The 21,941-nt window shown below is 62.5% G+C and carries 21 protein-coding genes; 13 read left to right on the top strand and 8 right to left on the bottom strand.

Going from position 1 to position 21,941, the window contains the following annotated elements; genetic code table 11:
• Nucleotide 1 precedes the first annotated feature (1 nt).
• From GA0061105_RS15455 to GA0061105_RS15435, 5 genes are all read right to left on the bottom strand, one after another.
• A complete protein-coding gene (locus GA0061105_RS15455; RefSeq protein ID WP_064707167.1) occupies nucleotides 2-889 on the bottom strand; it encodes a branched-chain amino acid ABC transporter permease in 888 nt (295 codons plus the stop codon).
• Nucleotides 890-893: 4 nt separating this feature from the next.
• Nucleotides 894-1,595 carry an ABC transporter ATP-binding protein gene (locus GA0061105_RS15450; RefSeq protein ID WP_064697291.1) on the bottom strand — a complete coding sequence of 234 codons (702 nt, stop codon included), beginning with the start codon at nucleotides 1,593-1,595 and terminating at the stop codon, nucleotides 894-896.
• Nucleotides 1,595-2,380, bottom strand: a complete 786-nt coding sequence (locus GA0061105_RS15445) for an ABC transporter ATP-binding protein (RefSeq protein WP_064697292.1) — start codon at nucleotides 2,378-2,380, stop codon at nucleotides 1,595-1,597. The genes GA0061105_RS15450 and GA0061105_RS15445 overlap by 1 nt, the downstream gene beginning before the upstream one ends.
• A 5-nt stretch (nucleotides 2,381-2,385) precedes the next feature.
• Complete coding sequence (locus tag GA0061105_RS15440; RefSeq protein ID WP_092751258.1) at nucleotides 2,386-3,591, bottom strand: ABC transporter substrate-binding protein; 1,206 nt, start codon at nucleotides 3,589-3,591, stop codon at nucleotides 2,386-2,388.
• Nucleotides 3,592-4,012: 421 nt separating this feature from the next.
• Nucleotides 4,013-4,252, bottom strand: coding sequence for a hypothetical protein (locus tag GA0061105_RS15435; RefSeq protein ID WP_064697294.1), 240 nt, complete (start codon nucleotides 4,250-4,252; stop codon nucleotides 4,013-4,015).
• Nucleotides 4,253-4,494: 242 nt separating this feature from the next.
• Here GA0061105_RS15435 and GA0061105_RS15430 point away from each other — a divergent pair, with 242 nt between their 5' ends.
• On the top strand, nucleotides 4,495-5,445 hold the full coding sequence (locus tag GA0061105_RS15430) for a LysR family transcriptional regulator (RefSeq protein ID WP_064697295.1): 951 nt from the start codon (nucleotides 4,495-4,497) through the stop codon (nucleotides 5,443-5,445).
• Between the two features lie 11 nt (nucleotides 5,446-5,456).
• Here the strand turns inward: GA0061105_RS15430 and GA0061105_RS15425 are convergent, their stop codons facing one another.
• The gene (locus GA0061105_RS15425; protein WP_003594586.1) at nucleotides 5,457-5,795 is read right to left on the bottom strand and encodes a cupin domain-containing protein; all 339 of its coding nucleotides are present in this window, start codon (nucleotides 5,793-5,795) and stop codon (nucleotides 5,457-5,459) included.
• 173 nt (nucleotides 5,796-5,968) lie between these two features.
• Here GA0061105_RS15425 and GA0061105_RS15420 point away from each other — a divergent pair, with 173 nt between their 5' ends.
• From GA0061105_RS15420 to GA0061105_RS15405, 4 genes are all read left to right on the top strand, one after another.
• Nucleotides 5,969-7,156, top strand: a complete 1,188-nt coding sequence (locus tag GA0061105_RS15420; protein ID WP_064697296.1) for an acyl-CoA dehydrogenase — start codon at nucleotides 5,969-5,971, stop codon at nucleotides 7,154-7,156.
• Between the two features lie 90 nt (nucleotides 7,157-7,246).
• Complete coding sequence (locus GA0061105_RS15415; RefSeq protein WP_092751256.1) at nucleotides 7,247-7,708, top strand: DUF4126 family protein; 462 nt, start codon at nucleotides 7,247-7,249, stop codon at nucleotides 7,706-7,708.
• Nucleotides 7,705-9,066 carry an FAD-containing oxidoreductase gene (locus GA0061105_RS15410; protein WP_092751254.1) on the top strand — a complete coding sequence of 454 codons (1,362 nt, stop codon included), beginning with the start codon at nucleotides 7,705-7,707 and terminating at the stop codon, nucleotides 9,064-9,066. Before GA0061105_RS15415 ends, GA0061105_RS15410 begins: the two co-directional genes overlap by 4 nt.
• A 22-nt stretch (nucleotides 9,067-9,088) precedes the next feature.
• Entirely contained in the window at nucleotides 9,089-9,652 is a 564-nt protein-coding gene (locus GA0061105_RS15405; protein ID WP_064697299.1) for a DedA family protein, read from the top strand.
• A gap of 15 nt (nucleotides 9,653-9,667) precedes the next feature.
• On the opposite strand, the gene GA0061105_RS15400 is transcribed toward GA0061105_RS15405, so the two are convergent.
• Entirely contained in the window at nucleotides 9,668-10,711 is a 1,044-nt protein-coding gene (locus GA0061105_RS15400) for an NAD(P)-dependent alcohol dehydrogenase (RefSeq protein ID WP_064697300.1), read from the bottom strand.
• Nucleotides 10,712-11,206: 495 nt separating this feature from the next.
• Here GA0061105_RS15400 and GA0061105_RS15390 point away from each other — a divergent pair, with 495 nt between their 5' ends.
• The 8 genes from GA0061105_RS15390 to GA0061105_RS15350 all read left to right on the top strand — a co-directional run bounded on the left by GA0061105_RS15390 (nucleotide 11,207) and on the right by GA0061105_RS15350 (nucleotide 20,564).
• Nucleotides 11,207-11,569 (top strand): copper resistance CopC family protein, encoded by a 363-nt coding sequence (locus GA0061105_RS15390; RefSeq protein ID WP_092751250.1) that lies wholly within the window; start codon nucleotides 11,207-11,209, stop codon nucleotides 11,567-11,569.
• 352 nt (nucleotides 11,570-11,921) lie between these two features.
• Nucleotides 11,922-12,011 carry a K(+)-transporting ATPase subunit F gene (locus tag GA0061105_RS15380; RefSeq protein ID WP_064697302.1) on the top strand — a complete coding sequence of 30 codons (90 nt, stop codon included), beginning with the start codon at nucleotides 11,922-11,924 and terminating at the stop codon, nucleotides 12,009-12,011.
• Between the two features lie 50 nt (nucleotides 12,012-12,061).
• On the top strand, nucleotides 12,062-13,765 hold the full coding sequence (gene kdpA / locus GA0061105_RS15375; RefSeq protein ID WP_092751248.1) for a potassium-transporting ATPase subunit KdpA: 1,704 nt from the start codon (nucleotides 12,062-12,064) through the stop codon (nucleotides 13,763-13,765).
• Nucleotides 13,766-13,828: 63 nt separating this feature from the next.
• On the top strand, nucleotides 13,829-15,886 hold the full coding sequence (gene kdpB / locus GA0061105_RS15370) for a potassium-transporting ATPase subunit KdpB (RefSeq protein WP_092751246.1): 2,058 nt from the start codon (nucleotides 13,829-13,831) through the stop codon (nucleotides 15,884-15,886).
• A 21-nt stretch (nucleotides 15,887-15,907) separates the two neighbouring features.
• Nucleotides 15,908-16,477: a potassium-transporting ATPase subunit KdpC gene (gene kdpC, locus GA0061105_RS15365; protein WP_092751244.1), complete on the top strand. Its 570-nt coding sequence runs from the start codon at nucleotides 15,908-15,910 to the stop codon at nucleotides 16,475-16,477.
• A 187-nt stretch (nucleotides 16,478-16,664) separates the two neighbouring features.
• Nucleotides 16,665-19,373, top strand: a complete 2,709-nt coding sequence (locus GA0061105_RS15360) for a sensor histidine kinase (RefSeq protein ID WP_092751242.1) — start codon at nucleotides 16,665-16,667, stop codon at nucleotides 19,371-19,373.
• The gene (locus GA0061105_RS15355; RefSeq protein WP_064697307.1) at nucleotides 19,370-20,062 is read left to right on the top strand and encodes a response regulator transcription factor; all 693 of its coding nucleotides are present in this window, start codon (nucleotides 19,370-19,372) and stop codon (nucleotides 20,060-20,062) included. Before GA0061105_RS15360 ends, GA0061105_RS15355 begins: the two co-directional genes overlap by 4 nt.
• 46 nt (nucleotides 20,063-20,108) lie before the next feature.
• A complete protein-coding gene (locus GA0061105_RS15350; protein ID WP_092751240.1) occupies nucleotides 20,109-20,564 on the top strand; it encodes a PTS sugar transporter subunit IIA in 456 nt (151 codons plus the stop codon).
• Between the two features lie 49 nt (nucleotides 20,565-20,613).
• On the opposite strand, the gene GA0061105_RS15345 is transcribed toward GA0061105_RS15350, so the two are convergent.
• Nucleotides 20,614-21,630 (bottom strand): porin, encoded by a 1,017-nt coding sequence (locus tag GA0061105_RS15345; protein WP_092751238.1) that lies wholly within the window; start codon nucleotides 21,628-21,630, stop codon nucleotides 20,614-20,616.
• Nucleotides 21,631-21,941 lie beyond the last annotated feature (311 nt).

Raw genomic sequence — 21,941 nt, 5'->3', positions numbered from 1 at the left:
GTCAAGCATCCCGGCCGAAGAGGCCCGCGGGCCTGATGAGAAGCACGATCGCCATGATGACGAAGATCACGGTGTTGGAGGCCTCGGGATAGAAGACCTTGGTCAGGCCCTCGGCGATGCCGAGCACGTAACCGGTCACGATCGCGCCCATGATCGACCCCATGCCGCCGACCACGACCACGGCGAAGACGACGATGATCATGTTCGAGCCCATCAGCGGCGAGACCTGGTAGATCGGCGCTGCCAGCACGCCGGCAAAGGCGGCGAGACCGGCGCCGAGCGCGTAGGTGAACGTCAGGAGCATCGGCACGTTGACGCCGAAGACCTGCACCAGCACGGCGTTTTCGGTCGCGGCCCTGAGATAGGCGCCGAGCTTGGTCTTCTCGATCAGCAGCCATGTGCCGAGGCAGACGACGAGCGAGACGACGACGACCCAGCCGCGATAGATCGGCAGGAACATGAAGCCGAGATTGGCCCCGCCGGCAAGAGCCGCCGGTGTCGCATAGGGCTGGCCGGACGAGCCGTAGAGATAGCGGAAGGTGCCCTCGACCGAGAGCGCCAGCCCGAAGGTGAAGAGCAGGCCGTAGAGCGGATCAAGGTCATAGAGCCGGCGCAGAAACAGCCGCTCGATGACGGCCCCGGCAAGGCCGACGATGACGGGCGCCAGGATCAGCGACGGCCAGTAGCCGATGCCGGCATAGGTCAAGAGCAGATAGGCGACGAAGGCGCCGAGCATATATTGCGCGCCATGGGCGAAATTGATCACCCGGAGCAGGCCGAAAATGATGGCGAGGCCGAGGCTGAGCAGCGCATAAAACGAGCCGTTGATCAGGCCGATCAAGAGCTGGCCGAGCAGCGCCTGCAGGGGAATACCGAAGATCATCGTCATCTGGTCACACTCCCAGAACCTTGTGCAGCGTATCCATGCGCTGCGGCAGTTCGCCGACCGGGAATTCCGACACCATCTGCCCATGATCCATCAGATAGAAGCGATCGGCAATACGGCTTGCAAATCGGAAGTTCTGCTCGACGAGCAGGATCGTCATGCCGCGCTCCTTGAGTTTCTTCAGCACCTCGCCGATGCGCTGGACGATCACCGGGGCGAGCCCTTCGGTCGGTTCGTCGAGAATGAGCAGCCGAACGCCGGTGCGCAGGACGCGCGCGATCGCCAGCATCTGCTGCTCGCCGCCGGAAAGCTTTGTGCCCGGGCTGCCGCGGCGCTCGTAGAGATTGGGAAAGAGTTCGTAGATCTCGTCGACCGTCATGCCGCCCTCTGCGACGACAGGTGGCAGCAGCAGGTTTTCCGAAACGGTGAGCGTGGAAAAAATGCCGCGCTCCTCCGGCACGAAGCCGATGCCGCGATGCGCCGTCTTGTGCAGCGGCACATGCATCATATCGCTGCCGGCAAAGCTGATCCTGCCCTTGCGGGCGCGCACGATGCCGGTGATGGTGCGAAGCGTCGTCGTCTTGCCGACGCCGTTGCGGCCGAGGATGGTGATCGTCTCGCCCTCGCCGACATGCATGTCGACGCCGTGCAATATGTGGCTTTCACCGTACCAGGCGTTAAGGCCATGAACCTCCAGGAGAGCGGCCATCAGTGCTGCTCCTCCGTGCCCATATAGGCCTCGCGCACGCGCTCGTCCTGGCTGACGGTGGCATAGTCGCCCTCGGCGAGGATCTCGCCGCGCTGCAAGACGGTGACGTGCTGGCAGATATTGGCGACGACGGAGAGATTGTGCTCGACCATCAGCACCGCCCGGTCGCGGGCCACGTCACGGATGATCGCGGAAACGACGGCGACATCCTCGTGCCCCATGCCGGCCATGGGCTCGTCGAGAAGCAGTACCTTCGGATCGAGCGCCAGCGTCGTGGCGATCTCAAGCACACGCTTGCGGCCATAGGAAAGATCGGCGGCGAAATGGTCGCGCTCCTTGGAAAGGCCGACGCTCGCAAGCAGCTGCTCGGCACGCTCGTTCAGCCGATCGAGTGCGGAAAGCGGCCGCCAGAACTGCGTTGACAGATGGTTCGGCCGCTGCAGAGCCACGCGGACATTGTCGAGGACGGAGAGATGCGGGAAGACCGCCGAGATCTGAAAGGAGCGCACCAGTCCCATCCGCGCCACCCTGTCGGGCGGGGTTCCGGTAATGTCGGTGCCCATCAGGGTGATCGTGCCCGCCGTCGGCTGCAGGAACTTCGTCAGCAGGTTGAAGACCGTCGTCTTGCCGGCGCCGTTCGGACCGATCAGCGCATGCACGCTTGCGTCATGCACGTCGAGATCGACGTTCTTGACGGCCGTGAAGCCGCCGAAATCGCGGCGCAGGCCGCGGGCGGACAATACCACCCGCGGCTTCGCCTGAGTTTCAATCGCGGAAACCGCCATCGTGATTACTTCACCAGATCGCAGCCGCTCTTGGCGGGATCGATATAGGCTTCCTTGCCGGGAATGGTGGCGAGAACGTTGAAGTAATCCCACGGCTCCTTGCTGTCGGCCGGCTTCTTGACCTGCAGCAGATACATGTCGTGGATCATGCGGCCATTGGCGCCGACCGTGCCGCCGCGGCCGAAGACGTCGTCGACGGGCATTTCATGCAGCACTTTGGCGACGGCTTCCGTCTCGTCGGTGCCGGCCTTCTGGATCGCCTTCAGATATTGGGTCACTGCCGAATAGGTGCCGGCATGGACCATGTTCGGCATCTTGCCGGTGCGATCGAAGAACTTCTTGGCGAAGGCGCGGCTTTCGTCGTCGCGATTCCAGTAATAACCTTCCGTCAGCGTCAGACCCTGCGCCGCCTCGAGGCCGAGGCCATGGACTTCGGCAAGCGTGAAGAGGAGCGCCGCCAGATGCTGGCCTCCCTGGGTGATGCCGAATTCGGCCGCCTGCTTGATGGCGTTCGAAGTATCGAGACCGGCATTGGCAAGGCCGATCACCTTGGCGCCGGATGATTGCGCCTGCAGCAGGAAGGAGGAGAAGTCCTGGGTCGATAGCGGATGGCGGACGGCGCCGACGACCGTGCCGCCGCTCGCCTTGACGTACTCGCTGGTCTGCTGCTCCAGCGAATAGCCGAAGGCATAGTCGGCGGTCAGGAAGAACCAGCTGTCGCCGCCCTGCTTGACGAGCGCGCCGCCGGTCCCGACGGCGAGCGCATGGGTGTCGTAGGCCCAGTGGAAGCCATAGGGCGAACAAGCCTTGCCGGTGAGATCGGTCGTCGCCGCACCGGTGACAATGTCAATCTTCTTCTTCTCCTTGGCGATCGCCTGCACCGCGAGCGCTACCGAGGAGGTGGTCAGTTCCATGATCGCATCGACCTGCTCGGTGTCATACCATTGGCGGGCGATGTTGGAGGCAATATCCGGCTTGTTCTGGTGGTCGGCATCGACGATCTCGACCGGCACATCAAGTACCTTGCCACCGAAATCCTCGACCGCCATCTTGGCGGCCTCGACGGACGACTTGCCGCCGAAGTCGGCATAGACGCCTGACTGGTCGTTCAGGATGCCGATCTTGACCTTGCCATCGGTCGCGCTCTGCGCGAGCACTGCAGTGCTGCTCGCAAGCAGAAATGCAACTGATGCAATGAGATTCTTACGCATATTCTCTCCTCCCAGAGATGAGCCAGATTGCGGATCTGTTCAGAATTGGCCGGTCGCACTCCTCAGAACAACCGCCCCTCGTCTTACGATCATGGAAATTCTCCCCTGAGGCAACGGGTGTTTTGCAACTAATTCCAAACAGTATCTGTTCATATTTGCACAGAAAGAAAGCTGCACAATTCGATCCCGACCTTAGGAAGCGCCAGGAGTCAGCGCCCAGCGCTAAATAGGGCAGTTTCCGCGGTTGTGCAGGTATGCGTCATTAGAGCGTCGTGCATCCTTTCGGACGCACAAAGGATACTCTGAACTACGCATCGTGCTTTTCGACAATCGAATTCGATTTTCGGCCGATGCGCCAGACGAACGAAATCCTCTTCAGTTCGTTCGTTCCCAGGGGCATTTCGGCACGTTCCGGCTGCTGTTACTTCCACTGCGTCCCATTGTCGGCAGCGCAGCCATAGGGAGGCAAGGCGCCGCTAAAGGTTTCCTTCAATTTGGCACAGCCCCAGGCATTGACCGGCCCTGGCATGGCCGTGTTGAGCGTGATGCCGACTTCGTCATAGGGACTGTCGGTGTTGGTGACGTAGCGATACCAGCGAAAACCGAGAACCACGACGAATGCGAGAGCGACCGTCAGCAGCAGGCGAAGCAATTTCTTCATGAATATTCCCTCAAAATTCAAACGCAGCCGTGTAGCATTCACGCAGGGAGGCCGAAAGCGCTGTCGCAGAGGCTTCAATGGATTTGTCGCTGGCGCGGCCTCGGGGTCATCGAGATCCCGGCTTCAGCCAGCTCAGCGAGCCGCCCAAGATCTGGGCAACAAAACTTAAATAAAACAATGAATTCCTATAAATCACTCAAGATCATGCTATGCGTTGCTGGTTGTTGAACGGAGGGATGGCGATGAACAATTCACCGCAGTTTACCTGGGACGATCTGCAGTTCTTTCTCGCTGTCGCCCGCACCGGACAGCTGTCGACGGCCGCCCGCCAGCTGCGCTCCAGCCATGCCACCGTCTCGCGGCGCATCGACCGGCTGGAATTCACCCTCAAGGTCAAGCTGTTCGAGCGCAATCCGCGCGGCTATGTGTTGACCGCCATGGGCACGCGTTTCGTCGAGACGGCCGAGCGGATGGAGCAGGAGACCGAGCGGCTGCGCGCCGACCTCGCCGACGGCTCGATGGCACAGCGCGGTCTTGTGCGCCTGAGCGCCCCGGAAGGTTTTGCCAATTTCTTTTTCGCGCCCATGCTGCCGCGCTTCGCCGCAAAACACCCGCATCTCTCGCTCGAGCTGGTGACGATCCAGCAGATCATGTCGCTGTCGCGTAAGGAAGCCGATCTCTCCGTCGTGCTCGACGAGCCTAAAGGCGGGCCTTATTTCGCGGAGAAGCTGACCGACTATCACCTGCAGATTTACGGCTCTCGCGACTATCTGGCCAAGGCGCCTGCCATCACCTGCCGTGACGATCTGCTTGAGCATCCGTTCGTCAGTTATATCGAGGAAATGGTCTTCGCGCCGGGGCTGGATTATCTCAGTGATGTGCATCCGCGCATCAAGCCGCAGTTCCAGAGCTCCAGCATCTTCGCGCAGCTCACCGCCACCCGAAACGGTCTTGGTCTCTGCATCCTGCCCTATTTCTTCGCCAGCCGTTATCCGGAGCTCGTGCGCGTGCTGCCGGAGGAGATCGAGCTCAAGCGCCAATACTGGATCACCTGCCATCGCGATCTGAAACAGGTGCCGCGCATGCGCGCCGTCATCGACTTCCTGCGCGAGGCGGTGGGCAGCGAAGATGCGCTTTTCGTGCCGCCCTATGTCACAGCCGGCGCCACGCGCCGGTCAGGACCCGTGAGCTGATTAACAGCCGATTACTTAAGGAACTCGGCCCGGTGCGGGGTGAAGGTATCGATCAGCCGACCCTTTTCCAACGCCTTGACACCATGGACGAGGTTGGGGGGCACGATGAAGCTGCCGCCTTGGCGCAGCACTTCGGTCCGCCCGTCGATCGTCACTTCGAAGCTGCCCTCGGCAACATAACTTGCCTGGATGTGCGGGTGCGAATGGGCAGCACCCACGGCGCCGCTTTCGAACGCCACTTCCACCATCATCATCTCGGGCAGATAGGTCATGATGCGTCTGGTGACCCCGGGCTCCGGATTGACCCATTCGGCGCCTTCGGCCGATACGAACAGATCGCTTGACGACATTTCCGCCTCCTCATTCCAGAATCGAACGCGGGCAAAGTGGATCATGCGGCGGCGTTTGAAAAGAGGTCACCGCCCGTCTTTTCGCCAGATCGCCATCGGTTGACGCGACCCGCCGTCGGGTCTAAGGCGACCTTGACGAGGAAAACCCGAACTCGAGGTGAGGAGACGCCGCCATGCCACATACGCGCGAGGTTTTCGACTGGGCCGACCCATTGCGCCTGGTGGAGCAGCTGACCAACGAGGAGCGCATGGTGCAGGATACCGCCCATGCCTATGCGCAGCAAAAACTCGCCCCCCGCGTTCTCGACGCCTTTCGCAATGAAAGGACCGACCCGGCCATCTTCCGCGAAATGGGCGAACTCGGCCTGCTCGGCCCGACGATTTCCCCCGATTATGGCGGCGCCGGTCTCGGTTATGTCGCCTACGGCCTGATCGCCCGCGAGGTCGAACGGGTGGACAGCGGCTACCGTTCGATGATGAGCGTACAGTCCTCTTTGGTCATGGTGCCGATCGAGACGTTCGGCTCCGAGGCACAGAAGCTGAAATATCTGCCGAAGCTGGCCGCCGGCGAATGGATCGGCTGCTTCGGCCTGACCGAGCCCGATCATGGTTCCGACCCCGGCTCGATGGCGACGCGCGCCAAAAAGGTCGACGGCGGCTACAGCCTCACCGGCGCGAAAACCTGGATCTCGAATGCGCCGATCGCCGATGTCTTCGTCGTCTGGGCAAAGACCGAGGATGGTCTCATCCGCGGTTTCATTCTCGAAAAGGGCTGGAAAGGACTTTCGGCTCCCGCTATCCACGGCAAGGTCGGGTTGCGGGCTTCGATAACGGGCGAAGTGGTGATGGACGGCGTCTTCGTGCCGGAGGAAAACCTGCTGCCCGGCGTGACCGGCCTCAAGGGGCCGTTCACCTGCCTCAACTCGGCCCGTTTCGGCATCGCCTGGGGCGCACTTGGTGCCGCCGAGGATTGTTATGCCAGAGCCCGGCAATATACGCTGGAACGCAAGCAGTTCGGCCGGCCGCTCGCCGCCAACCAGCTGATCCAGAAGAAGCTCGCCGATATGGCGGCGGAAATTTCGCTCGGCCTTCAGGGCTGCCTGCGGCTCGGGCGCATGAAGGAGGAAGGCCATCCGCCGGTGGAGCTGACCTCGATTCTCAAGCGCAACAGCTGCGGCAAGGCGCTCGACATGGCCCGCGCCGCCCGCGACATGCTCGGCGGCAACGGCATCTCCGACGAATTCGGCATCGCCCGCCATCTCGTCAACCTCGAAGTGGTCAACACCTATGAGGGCACGCACGACATCCACGCGCTGATCATTGGCCGGGCGATCACCGGCATAGCCGCCTTTGCGAACTGAAAATCGGCGCTTACCGGCGAATTGCCACGCGTCTGACAATATGCAACCTTCCCTGCTGCGGCTCAAAGGCCGGCAAAGAGGGGATCGCGCATGTTTCTGCTTCTTGCATTGCTGATCGGCATTATTGCTGGCCTTCGCGCCATGACGGCGCCGGCCGCCGTCGCCTGGGGCGCGGCGCTCGGCTGGTTCGACGTCTCGCAGACGCCGCTTGCCTTCATGGGTTACCGCTGGACGCCGTGGATCTTCACGGTACTCGCCGTCATCGAACTGATCACCGACCAGCTGCCGTCGACGCCGTCGCGCAAGGTGCCGATGCAGTTCGCCGCCCGCATTGTCACGGGAGCACTGGCCGGCGCAACGGTCGGCGCCGCCAGCAGCCTGCTCTTCGGCGGGCTGATCGCCGGCGTGATCGGCGCCGTGATCGGCACCTATGGCGGCGCCGCGCTGCGCGCCAGGCTTGCCGCCGCCTTCGGCAGGGATCTGCCGGCCGCGCTCATCGAGGATGCCGTCGCCGTCATCGGTGCGGTGCTGATCGTGGGGGTCGTTGCATGAAGAGCTTTGACGCCATCGTTATCGGCGCCGGCCAGTCCGGCCCGTTCCTCGCCGCCCGCATGGTCGAAAAGGGCATGAAGGTGGCGCTGGTCGAGCGTAAGTTCCTTGGCGGCACCTGCGTCAATGCCGGCTGCATGCCGACTAAGACATTGGTCGCCAGCGCCCGCGCCGCCCATGTCGCAAGAAGCGGCGCCATCTATGGCGTCAACATCCCCGGCGAAATCGCCATCGACATGAAGGTTGTGAGAGCCCGGGCCGAAACGGTGACGATGAACGCCCGCAACGGCCTGATCGGGTGGTTTGACAGCATGGACGGCATGAGCGTGATCTACGGCCATGCCCGATTCGAGGATGCGAAGACCATCCGCGTCAATGGCGAGACACTGACGGCGCCGCGCATTTTCCTCAATGTCGGCGCCCGGCCCGTCATCCCCGAACTGCCTGGTATCAACGAGGTCGATTACCTCACCAGCACTTCGATCATCCAGCTCGACACGCTGCCGAGGCATCTGGCGGTGATCGGCGGCAGCTATATCGGGTTGGAATTTGCGCAGATGTATCGCCGCTTCGGCGCCGAAGTCAGCGTTATCGAGCACGGCCCGAAGCTCGCATCGCGCGAGGACGAGGATATATCGGACGCGATTGCCGACATACTGCGCTCCGAAGGCATCGATGTTCACACCGACGCCGGCGACATCGCATTCGCGCGAAATGGCAGCGGAATAAACGTCACCGTCGGCGCGGCGGAAATCGAAGCAAGTCACGTGCTGATCGCCACCGGCCGCAAGCCGAATACCGACGATCTCGGCCTCGATGCCGCCGGGGTTGCCACCGACAAGCGCGGCTATATCACCGTCGACGACAAGCTTGCCACCAATGTCGAGGGCATCTTCGCGCTCGGCGATTGCAACGGCCGCGGCGCCTTCACGCATAGCTCCTACAATGATTTCGAGATTGCCGCCGCCAATCTGCTCGACGGCGAGGACCGCAAGGTCTCGAGCCGCATCCCGGCCTATGCGCTCTACATCGACCCGCCGCTCGGCCGCGTCGGCATGACGGAGAAACAGGCGCGCGCCTCCGGCCGCAGGATCATGGTCTCGACCCGGCCGATGAGCCGCGTCGGCCGCGCCAATGAACGCGGCGAGACCAAGGGCTTCATGAAGGTGATTGCCGATGCCGAGACCAAAGAGATTCTCGGTGCGGCGATCCTCGGCATCGAGGGCGACGAGGTGATCCACGGCCTGATCGATGCGATGAACGCGCGAACCACCTATCCCGCGCTGAAATGGTCGGTGCCGATCCATCCGACGGTGTCGGAGCTGATCCCGACGCTGCTTGGCGATTTGAAGCCGGTTTAGCTCCGGACATTGGGGCGAGCGCGTGTCCGTCGAACTGCTGATCGAGAATTACGGCCTGTTGGCGATCTTTCTGGGCGCCGCCTTCGAGGGTGAAACCGCCGCATTCCTCGGCGGCGTAATTTCCCACCGCGGGCTGCTGTCCTATTGGTCGGCGTCGCTCGCGGCCGTGGCGGGCTCCTTCGCCGGCGATCAGTTCTGGTTCTTCGCCGGCCGTTATGCTGTGCAATGGGCTCCCGTTCGCCGGCTGATGGAGAGGCCCGCGCTCGCACGGGCAACCCGGCTGCTGGAAAAATATCAGACCGGCTTCATCCTGGCGTTCCGTTTTCTGGTCGGCTTGCGGACGATCAGCCCAATCGTCATCGGCACGACGCGCATACCGACCGCAAAATTCGTCGTCCTGAATGCGGTCGCCGCGCTAGTGTGGGGGCAGCTTTTCACTGCACTCGGTTATGTGTTCGGCCATGGTATCCAGCAGGCATTGGGACACCTTCCCCTCCACCGGCATCTGCTGGTCGCGGTTGGAGCCGCGGCTGTCGTCGCGGGCGCGGCTCTTGTCTTTCGCAGAATGAAATCCAGTGGCACATAACAGCGCTGCGGCGCCCTATTCCATCACGATCTGCAGCTTCACATCGCTCGGCCGCGCTTCGACCGCGCGGTCGAAGGCCTTGATCGAATCTTCGAATTTGAATGTCTCTGATATCAGCGGCTTCAGATCGACGCGACCCGAGGCGAGCAGGGCGATGGACCGCTCATACTGGTGGGCGTAGCGGAACACGGTTTCGATCCGGATTTCCCTGGTCGATGCCGTCGAGACGTCGAAGCCGATCGGGTTGACAGGCAGGCCGACGGCGACGATGACGCCGCCCGGGCGCGGCAGCGCCATGATCGTCTCCCACGCCTTCGGCGATCCGGAGCATTCGAAGATGACATCCGCGCCCCAGCCGTCGGTCAGCCGGCCGACTTCTTCGACCAGATCTTTCTCGCGGATGTTGACCGGAATGACGCCCTGATATTGCGCAGCGATATCGAGCTTCGGCTGGGCGAGGTCGGCAACGATCGCGCGGGCGCAGCCGCCGGCAAGGGCGGCGATTGCCACCATCGTGCCGATCGGCCCGGCGCCGAGCACGACGGCGGTATCGCCCGGCGCAATCTGCGCCTTGGCCGCCGCCTGCATGCCGACGGCGAAGGGTTCGACCATGGCGCCTTCGGCGAAGCTGACATTGTCGGGCAGCTTGAAAGTATAGTTGGCCGGGTGGACCACTTCGGACGTCAGCACGCCATGGATCGGCGGCGTCGCCCAGAAGCTGACGGCCGGATCGATATTGTAGAGGCCGAGCCGACTTGCCTTGGAATTGGGATCGGGAATGCCGGGCTCCATGCAAACGCGGTCGCCGATTTTCAAATGCGTCACGCCGACCCCAACCTCGACCACCGTGCCCGCCGCCTCGTGGCCGAGTACCATCGGCGCGTTTACGACGAAGGGGCCGATCTTGCCATGGGTGTAATAATGGACGTCCGAGCCACAGACGCCGACGGTGTGAATCCTGATCTTCACCTGGCCTGGTCCCGTTTCCAGCGGCAGATCGATATCGCGTAGCGCAAGCTCATGCTGGCGCTCCAGCACCAGCGCACGGACTTTGGTCATGATCGGTTTCCTTCCTATGGCGCCTGCGATTCATCAAGTGCCGTTCAGCGACTATAAGATCGTAAACCGCTTCAATTCAACCGCCAACGCAAGCATTTGCCCATCGTGTGACGAAATGCTCATATGCGTAGCCCGAAAGATAGCCGCTGATAAACCTCTGTATGATTCCGGAAGAGCACCCCGCGGAGTACAGTCTCGATGATGAGCCACGGCAAGGCGGGAAGGCGATCAAGCGATGAAGCATGATAACGACAATGTCGACGGAAACTGGCTTTCCTCAAGGATCTTTAGACCACTCCGAAAATTCTGGCGCAGATTGGCGGCCGATTGGAACGCCGCCCTTCACAGGGACAACCCGGGGCAGCCGATGCGCGTCATTCTGCGGACGCGGGATCGAAATCGTCCCCGGCAGCGTTATTAGACTGCGGCCCGCATGGCGCAACGGAAGTATCACGGTTCCCGGCACCAGGCGGATCGGCAACATAGGAAACCATCATGAAGTCGGTCGTGTCATTCTGCCTGTTAGCAACCCTTCTCTTCGCCGCCAACCAGGCGACCGCGGCCCTGGAACAAGCATCGCTGCCGCCCCAACAGCAGGAAGAAGAGCTCGTGCCGGCAAATGTCGAGCTCACCTTCACCGGCCCCGTTGATCTTGCCCGCTCGACCGCCACTTTGCTCGATGCCCAAGGCAGAACGCTTCCCCTGGGCAAGCCGTTCCTCTCCGGCCCCGAAGGATCCATATTCAAGATCCCGCTCGATCCCTCCATGGCGCCCGGCCTCTATACCCTCGACTGGCGCGTCCTCTCGGTGGACGGCCGCAGCGCCGAAGGCCGCTACCAGTTCCGGGTCGATCCTTGAGTTTTCAAGAGCGCGCCATATCCTCGGGATTGGGCGCTTCCGCACCATCTTCCTGCTGTCGCGCCAAAAACATTTATAAGATTTTTATATTGATAGGCGCTCGCCCGTCTCGAACCTTTATGTGCCTCGGCTCCATATTGATGTCCGAGAGATCGAAAGGATCATCTCCAAGCCAGAAAGCATGAAAGGTGACCTCCTCCGGGACGGCGCCCTTTGTCTTGTCTGACTCCAGGAAAAACAACCGGATTCACGATCATGATGGATGTCATTCTACTCGGCACCGCGCTCATATTCTTCGCGCTGTGCTTTGCATATACCCACGCCTGCGACAAGCTATGACGGGAGAGCGACGATGACCTTCGACTATATTTTGAGCGGTGCAGTGACCGTGTTTCTCACCATTTACCTCACCTACGCTCTCCTACGCCCAGAACGCTTTTGAGGTCGCGCCTGCGCGACCGAGAACCAGCCGGGTATTGAAAGTTTAATTCCATGACCCTCAACGGATGGCTTCAGATCCTGCTTTTCTGCGGGATCGTCCTCGTGCTCGTCAAACCGCTCGGCGCCTATATGACGCGCGTCTTCGGCGGCGAGCGCAGTCTTCTTTCACCCCTCCTCACTCCCATCGAACGAGGGCTTTACCGTCTTGCCGGCACCAGCGAACGGGAGGAGCAGCATTGGACCTCCTATGCTTTCGCCATGCTGCTTTTCAACATGCTCGGCGTTTTCGTGCTTTACGCGCTGCAGCGCCTGCAGGCCGGCCTTCCCTATAATCCGGCCGGCATGGCGGCCGTCCCGCCCGAGCTTTCCTTCAACACCGCCGTCAGCTTCGTCAGCAATACCAACTGGCAGAACTACGGCGGCGAAAGCACCATGTCGTACCTCACGCAGATGGCCGGCTTCACCGTCCAGAACTTCGTCTCCGCGGCGACCGGCATCGCCATCGCGCTCGCCTTCATCCGCGCCTTCGCGCGCGCTTCCGGCAAGGCCATCGGCAACTTCTGGGTCGATATGACCAGAGCGACCTTGTACGTGCTGCTGCCGATCTCAATCGTGCTGACGCTCGTCTATGTCTATCTCGGCGTACCGCAAACGCTTGGCCCTTATGTCAATGGGACGACGCTCGAAGGCGCGCATCAGACGATCGCCGTCGGCCCCGTCGCCTCGCAGCTTGCGATAAAGATGCTCGGCACCAATGGCGGCGGCTTCTTCAACGCCAACTCCGCCCATCCGTTCGAAAATCCCGATGCGATCTCCAACCTCATCCAGATGGTCTCGATCTTCGCGATCGGCGCGGCTCTGACCAACGTGTTCGGCCGCATGGTCGGCAACCAGCGCCAGGGCTGGGCGATCCTCGCTACGATGGGCGTGCTGTTCATCGTCGGCGTCGGCATCACCTATTGGGCGGAAGCGGCCGGCAACCCGCTGATGCATGCCTTCGGCTTGGCCGGCGGCAATATGGAGGGCAAGGAAGTCCGCTTCGGCGTCGCGCTGTCCTCGCTGTTTGCGGTTATCACCACAGCCGCCTCCTGCGGCGCCGTCAACGCCATGCATGGCAGCTTCACCGCTCTCGGCGGCCTCATTCCGCTGGTCAACATGCAGCTTGGCGAAATCATCGTCGGCGGTGTCGGCGCCGGCTTCTACGGCATCCTGCTCTTCATCATCGTCGCAGTCTTTGTTGCCGGCCTGATGGTCGGCCGCACGCCGGAATATCTCGGCAAGAAGATCGAGGCGAAGGAGATGAAGATGGCCGTTCTCGCCATCCTCTGCCTGCCGCTCGTCATGCTGGTTTTCACCGCGATCGCCACGGTCTTGCCGAGCGCCGTTGCCCCGATCGGCACCGCCGGTCCGCACGGCTTCTCCGAGATCCTCTATGCCTATACCTCGGCTGCGGCCAATAACGGCTCTGCTTTCGGCGGCCTGACCGGCAATACGCTCTGGTACAACGTGACACTCGGCATCAGCATGCTCGCCGGTCGCTTCCTGGTCATCATCCCGGCCCTTGCCATCGCCGGTTCGCTCATCGCCAAGAAAGCGGTTCCGGCATCGGCGGGCACCTTCCCGACCGACGGGCCGCTCTTCGTCGGCCTGCTCCTCGGCACGATTCTGATCGTTGGCGGCCTGACCTTCTTCCCGGCGCTGGCCCTCGGTCCGATCGTCGAACACCTGGTCGCGATCGCCGGACAGACCTTCTGAGGCGGCCGTAACCCGCATTCCCAGGGTTCCTTCGCCATCCTCGTTTCCAAGCTGGAGTCTCTTATGAGCCAGGCAAAATCTGCGAGCATCATCGATTCTCGCATCCTCGTTCCCGCCGTCGGCGCCGCCTTCCGGAAGCTCGACCCACGCGCCCTTGCGAGAAATCCCGTCATGTTCGTCGTGGCCACGGTTTCGGTGCTGACCACCGTCCTCTTCCTGCGCGACCTCGTGGCGGGCAGCGGCAATCTCGGCTTCTCGTTCCAGATCAATCTCTGGCTCTGGTTCACCGTGCTCTTTGCCAATTTCGCCGAAGCGGTCGCCGAAGGCCGCGGCAAGGCGCAAGCGGATTCGCTGCGCAAGGCGCGCACCGAAACACAGGCCAAGCTCATCACCGCCAACAATGGTAGCGGCTATCGGATGGTGCCGGGCACCAGCCTCAAGGTCGGCGACATCGTGCTCGTCGAGGCAGGCGATATCATCCCTTCGGACGGCGAAGTCATCGAAGGCGTCGCCTCCGTCAACGAAGCGGCGATCACAGGCGAATCCGCTCCTGTCATCCGCGAATCCGGCGGCGACCGCTCGGCGGTGACAGGCGGCACGCAGGTGCTCTCCGACTGGATCCGGGTGCGCATCACCGCCGCCGCGGGCTCCACATTCCTTGACCGGATGATCTCGCTTGTCGAAGGGGCGGAACGCCAGAAGACGCCGAACGAGATCGCGCTCAACATCCTGCTTGCCGGCATGACGCTGATCTTCGTGCTTGCGACGGCAACGATCCCGAGCTTTGCCATCTATGCCGGCGGCTCGATCCCGATCATCGTGCTCGTCGCCCTCTTCGTCACCCTGATTCCGACGACGATCGGCGCGCTCCTGTCAGCGATTGGTATCGCCGGCATGGACCGTCTCGTCCGCTTCAACGTGCTCGCCATGTCCGGCCGAGCGGTCGAGGCCGCCGGCGACGTCGATACGCTGCTGCTCGACAAAACCGGCACGATCACCCTCGGCAACCGCCAGGCGACGGCCTTCCACCCGGTGCGCGGCGTTTCCGAACAGGAGCTTGCCGATGCCGCCCAGCTCGCCTCGCTCGCCGACGAAACGCCGGAAGGCCGCTCCATCGTCGTCCTCGCCAAGGAAAAATATGCGATCCGCGGCCGCGACATGGCAAGCCTCAAGGCGAGCTTCGTTCCCTTCACCGCCCAGACCCGTATGAGCGGGGTCGATCTCGAAGGCACCTCGATCCGCAAAGGCGCGGTCGATACCGTGCTCGCCTATGTCAGCGACGCCGCATCTAAGAACGGCCGGGAGGTCATGCGCGAACTGCAATCGATATCAGACGAGGTCGCCAAATCGGGCGGCACGCCGCTGGCCGTTGCCCGCGACAGCAGACTCCTCGGCATCATCCAGCTGAAGGATATCGTCAAGGGCGGCATCCGCGAACGCTTCACCGAGTTGCGCCGCATGGGCATCCGCACCGTGATGATCACGGGTGATAACCCGCTGACGGCAGCCGCCATCGCCGCCGAAGCCGGCGTCGACGACTTCCTCGCCCACGCTACGCCGGAGATGAAGTTGGCGCTGATGCGCGAGGAACAGGCCAAGGGCAAGCTCGTCGCCATGTGCGGCGACGGCACCAACGATGCCCCGGCGCTTGCCCAGGCCGATGTCGGCGTCGCCATGAACACCGGCACGGTCGCCGCCCGCGAGGCCGGCAACATGGTCGATCTCGACTCGGACCCGACGAAGCTGATCGAGATCGTCGAGATCGGCAAGCAGCTCCTGATGACGCGCGGCGCCCTGACGACCTTTTCGATCGCCAACGATATCGCTAAATATTTCGCCATCATCCCGGCGATGTTCCTGACCTTCTACCCGCAGCTCGGCATCCTCAACATCATGGGGCTTTCGACGCCGCAAAGCGCCATCCTCTCGGCGATCATCTTCAATGCGCTGATCATCATCGCGCTGATCCCGCTGTCGCTGAAGGGTGTGCGCTACCGGCCGATCGGCGCCGGCGCGCTTCTGTCGCGCAACCTGCTGATCTACGGTCTCGGCGGGATCGTCGTCCCCTTCATCGGTATCAAGGCGATCGACATGGCCGTCGCGGCCTTCGGTCTCGCCTGACCTCTCTAGGAGCTAAGAACAATGTTGAAAGAACTTCGCCCGGCCGTCGTTATGATCGTTGCCACCACGGCCATCACGGGCCTGCTTTATCCGCTTGCCATGACGGGTGCGGCCCAGGCGCTCTTCCCGACCCAGGCGAATGGCAGCCTGATCGAGAAGAACGGTCAGGTGATTGGCTCAAGGCTGATCGGCCAAGCCTTCACCAGCGACAAGTATTTCCACGGCCGCCCCTCGGCCGCCGGCGATGGCTACAATGCCGCCGCCTCCGGCGGCTCGAACCTCGGCCCGACCAGCCAGAAACTGATCGACCGCGTGAAAAGCGACTACGAAACAGCCAAGGCGGCAAACCCGAACACCGAGGTGCCGGCCGACCTCGTCACCGCCTCGGGTAGCGGCCTCGATCCCGATATTTCGCCCGAGGCCGCCTACTTCCAAGTGCCGCGCGTTGCCAAGGCGCGCAACATCGCCGAGGCCAAGGTCAAGGCACTGGTCGACGGCGCTGTCCACGACCGCGAGCTCGGCATTCTCGGCGAACCCACGGTCAATGTTCTGGCGTTGAACCAGAGCCTTGATACTTCTATGACTGAGTGAAGGTTGGCGGGTTCAATGGGGTTTGGCGACAAGGCCAATCCCACTCGCCGCCATCCTCGGGCTTGACCCGAGGATCCATGCCACAGCTACCGGTGGGTGCTGTGTGGATGCTCGGCTCAAGGCCGAGCATGACGGAGGGTGAGGCGGACGTAACGCATTCTCAGTACCATTCGCAGAAAGACCACGCATGCCAGACGACAATCGCGACCAGGCCGGCAGGCCCTCGCCCGATGCGCTTCTCGAAAAAGCCCGGGCGGAGACGCGCGGCCGTCTGAAAATCTTCCTCGGCGCCGCCCCCGGCGTCGGCAAGACCTACGAAATGCTGATCTCCGGCCGGGCCAAAATCGCCGAGGGTCTCGATGTCGTCATCGGCGTCGTCGAGACCCACGGCCGCAAGGAGACCGAAGCGCTCCTTGCCGGCTTCGAGATCATTCCGCGGGTGAAGGTCGCCTATCGTGGCCGGACGCTCGAGGAAATGGATCTCGACGGCATCCTCGCCCGCAGACCCGGACTCGTGCTGGTAGACGAACTCGCCCATACCAATGCCGAGGGCAGCCGCCATCCGAAACGCTATCTCGACGTCAAGGAGCTGCTCGACCGCGGCATCGACGTCTATACGACGCTGAATATCCAGCATGTCGAGAGCCTGAACGACGTCGTTTCGCAGATCACCCGCATCCGCGTGCGCGAGACGGTACCGGACTCGATCATCGACCTTGCCGATGATGTCGAGATCATCGACCTGACGCCGGACGATCTAATCAAGCGGCTGCATGACGGCAAGGTCTATATACCGCGCACCGCCGAGCGAGCGCTGACCAACTATTTCACGCCCGGCAACCTGACGGCGCTGAGAGAACTGGCGCTGCGTAAGACCGCCCAACGCGTGGACGACCAGCTGCTCACCCACATGCAGGCCCATGCCATCTCCGGCCCCTGGGCGGCCGGCGAACGCGTGCTCGTCTCAGTCGACCATCGCCCGCGCTCGGCCTCGCTGGTGCGCTACGCCTCGCGCATGGCCTCACGCCTGCGCGCGCCCTGGGCCGCCGTCTACATCGAGACCAACCGTTCGATCAATCTGACGGAGGCGGAGCGCGATAGCGTCGCGGCGACGCTGCGGCTTGCCGAGCAGCTCGGCGGCGAGGCGATCACCATTCCCGGCCGCGAAGTCGCCGAAGAGCTTGTGCGCCACGCCACCGCCAACAACGTCACCCATATCGTGATCGGCGCACCGAAAAAACCGACATGGCGCGACTGGTGGAGCCGTTCGGTCACCGACGAGCTGATCCGCAAGACCGGCGAGATCAGCGTCCATGTCATTTCAGGCAATGAGAAGGACGGCACCACCGCGCGCGGGGTCAGGGCAGCAGCCACGCCCCCCCAACTCGATTTCAAAGCCTATCTGCTGGCGACAGTCTATGTCGCCATCGCGCTCGCGGTCGGTATCGTGCTCGACCAGGTGCTCGACGTGCGCAACCTCGCCCTCGTCTTCCTGATGGCGGTGCTGACCTCCGCCGTCCTGCATGGGCTTCGGCCGGCGCTCTACAGCTGTATTCTCGGCGCCTTGTCCTTCAACTTCTTCTTCCTGCCGCCGCGCTACACGCTGACGATCAGCGATCCGGAAAGCGTGCTTGCGCTGTTCTTTTTCCTGGGCGTCGCCATCATCGCCAGCAATCTGACCGCGACCGTGCAGCGCCAGGCGGCCGCCGCCAGGCAGCGGGCGCGCACGACGGAAGATCTCTATCTCTTCTCGAAGAAGCTCGCCGGCACCGGCACGCTCGACGACGTGCTCTGGGCGACCGCCTTTCAGCTCGCCTCGATGCTGAAGGTCCGTGTCGTGCTGCTTCTGCCGGAAGAGGGAAGCATTGCCGTCAAGGCTGGTTATCCGCCCGACGACACGCTCGACGACGCCGATATCGCCGCCGCCCGCTGGGCCTGGGAGCACAATCACGCCGCCGGGCGCGGCGCCGATACATTGCCGGGCGCCAAACGGCTCTACGTGCCGCTCAGAACCGGGCGCACCGCCGTCGGGGTCATCGGCCTCGACAGCGATCGACGCGACGGACCGTTGCTGACGCCCGAGCAGCAGCGCCTGCTCGATGCGCTAGCCGACCAGGCGGCCCTTGCGATCGAACGCGTCCAGCTCGTCGCCGATGTCGACCGGGCAAGGCTCGCGGCCGAAGCCGACCGACTGCGTTCGGCGCTGCTCACCTCGATTTCACATGACCTGAAAACGCCGCTTGCCGCCATCCTCGGCGCCGCCGGCACGCTGCGCGACTATTTCGCCTCGATGCCGGCGGAGGACCGCAGCGACCTGCTTTCCACCGTCGTCGACGAGTCCGAGCGCCTTAACCGTTTCATCGCAAACCTGCTCGACATGACCAAGATCGAATCCGGTGCGATGGAACCGAACTCGGCGCTGCATTATGCCGGCGATATCGTCGGCGGCGCCTTGCGCCGCGCCGCAAAGATCCTCGAGCGCCACAAGATGCAAATGGGCATTCCGGCAGACCTGCCGATGGTGCGCGTCGATCCCGTCCTGTTCGAGCAGGTGATCTTTAACCTGCTCGACAATGCCGCCAAATACGCTCCCGAGGGATCCGTCATCCACATCGATGGCTGGGCCGATGCCCACAACGTCGTCCTGCAGGTCTCGGACGAAGGGCCGGGCATTCCGCCGGCCGACCTCGCCCGTGTCTTCGACACCTTCTACCGTGTGCGCAAGGGCGATCAGGTGCGCGCCGGCACCGGCCTCGGCCTTTCCATCTGCCGCGGCTTCATCGAGGCGATGGGCGGCACGATTACCGCCGGCAACCGAAGGGGGCGGCCGGGCGCCGTCTTCACCATCCACCTGCCGAAACCCAACGATATTCCGAAACTGGATGAACTCAAATGACCGGTTCAGCCGTCAAAATCCTCGTCGTCGACGACGAGCCGCCGATCCGCAAGCTGCTTCGCGTCGGCCTGACCGCGCAGGGCTATGAAGTGCAGGAGGCCCCGAATGTCGCGAGCGCCCGTCAGGCAGTCGCCGGCGACATGCCCGACCTCGTCTTGCTCGATCTCGGCCTGCCCGACATGTCGGGCCATGACCTGCTTCAGGCATGGCGCCAGGAGGGGCTTTCGATGCCGGTCGTCATCCTGTCCAGCCGCACCGACGAGGCCGGCATCGTCAGGGCGCTGGAAAGCGGCGCCGACGATTACGTCACCAAGCCGTTCGGTATCAACGAACTTGGCGCCCGCATCCGCGTGGCGCTGCGCCACCGCCTGCAGCAGCAGGGCGAAAAGGCAATCTTCCAGACCGGCGGGCTGTCGGTCGATCTCGTCAAGCGCATCGTCAAGGTCGACGGCGAAGAAATCAAATTGTCGCCGAAGGAATACGACATCCTGCGCGTGCTCGCCCAGCACGCCGGCAAGGTGCTGACACACCAGCTTCTTTTGAAGCAGGTATGGGGGCCGGCAGCCGATGTGCAATATCTGCGTGTCTACATCAGGCAGCTCAGGCAAAAGATTGAGCAGAGCCCTGACCAGCCGCACTATATCACCACCGAAACCGGCGTCGGCTATCGGCTCAGGGAACCGGACTGACCTCTCCCGTTGTCCGACCTATCGAGTCCACTATATCGAGAATGCCATGAACCTTCCCAACATCATCCGGCCGGAGCACACTTTCATCGGCGTCTCCGCACCGACGAAATGGCGCGCGCTGCAGATCATCGCCGACAAGACCGCCAAGGCCTTCTCCGTCGACAGCCATATTATACTGAAGGCGCTCGAAGCGCGTGAGAGGCTCGGCTCCACGGGGATCGGCAACGGCATAGCCATCCCGCATGCCGCCATCGATGGCATGACGAGCCCGCGCGGCATCCTACTCCGTTTCGCGCAGCCCCTGGCTTTCGAGGCGATCGACGATATCCCAACCGACATCGCCTTCGTGCTGCTTTTCGGGGAGAACAACCGCGGCGAATATCTGAATGTCCTGTCTGCCATCGCCCGGCGGCTGCAATCGGACGGCGTGCTCGCGGCCATGCGCAAGGCACGGACGGCGGACGAATTCTATTCCGACTTCATCGCCGATTCGCGGGTATGAAAAAGGCGCGGCCCGAAGGCCGCGCCCGCTCGTCTGCAATCAGACCAACTTAGAAGTCGCGCTGGAAGCGCAGGAAGCCGAAGACTTCGTCGTCGCCTTCGTCCTCATCGTGATATTGCACGCTGAGCTTCGAACGCAGGTCTTCGACGATGCGGTAGTCGATCGTCACACCAGTCGTGTAGGCGCTGCCGCCGGTAAAGCCGTTGCCGTCAGCCTCGAGCGCAATGTTCTCGAAGTACTGGAAGCCGGGGGTGACCGACCACTTCTCGTTGATCTTCAAGGCGTATTCCGCTGCGATCGTCCATTCGGACTCTTCGTAGTAGTAGTTGGCGCCGCTTGCCCAGACGCCGGCGATGCCGAGCGTGCCGGGACCGATGTCGGCGTATACGATACCGCGGACCGCGACTTCGCTGGTGTCGGTGTCATAGCCGGCAAGCAGGTAGGCACTGATGGCGCCGGCCTTGTAGGAGACCTGGCCTGCGACGCCGAAGTTGTTCGGGCCTTCGCCCGGCTTGGTGGCGTAGTCTTCTTCCAGCTCGTCGATCGAGAGGCCGGCCGCGAAGGCACCATTCTCGTACTGATAACGGATCGAGTTGTGGGTCGTCTCGTTGCTGGCGAGCGTATCGGTCTCGCCGCTCATGTCATCGTCCCACCAGCTGTAGAGCTTACCAACGCGGAAGCCGGCGATGTCGAGGTAACCCTCATCCAGCAGCGCTTCCTGATCGGAAGCATTGTCGACGTTGTAGCGCAGCGTCATGACGCCGGTGAGCGTGCCGAACTCGGTGTCGTTCTTGGCCTGGAAGGTGACCTGACCGCGAGTCCAGAAGTTTACGTCGGAATCACCGGCGATATTGTCGCCGAAGCGCACTTCGGTACGGATGTAACCGCCGATCGAAAGGCATGTTTCCGTTCCCGGAATATAAAAATAACCGGTCCCGTAGGCGTCGCAAACGCGAACATATTCCACGGGCTCGGGTTCTGCCGCCACAATGGCGTCGGCAGCGCGGGCTCCGGATGCCGCGGCAAGGGCGGCAACGGAGGCAAAAAGGATAGCTCTGATATTCATTTTGAATGGCCCTAACAGGTTTGGAATGTGAGGCGCATTTCAAGGATGCCCCCACGTAACGGTCGGCGAATAAGACCGCACCGCCGCCATATAGGAATCCACAAGTGTCACCGCGGCAAAATCCGGGCGAAAATCTGCCTCGCCCTTGCCTGATGTGGAGGAACTGTGGCCAAAAAAACACGGTTTTGCGGCAGCCAGAGAGCGGCAGCGGGATTGGCCGCGGCCAACTCCGGCACGGCCATTTCAAATTCGCCCTTCAAATGGAATGACATTCTATCAGACCCGCCAGAACAGGAAGACGTTTCGTTTCA

The organism is Rhizobium aethiopicum (assembly GCF_900094625.1).
Taxonomy (GTDB): domain Bacteria; phylum Pseudomonadota; class Alphaproteobacteria; order Rhizobiales; family Rhizobiaceae; genus Rhizobium; species Rhizobium aethiopicum.
Note: the sequence above shows the minus strand (reverse complement) of the source record. Positions and strands in the feature narration are given on the sequence as shown.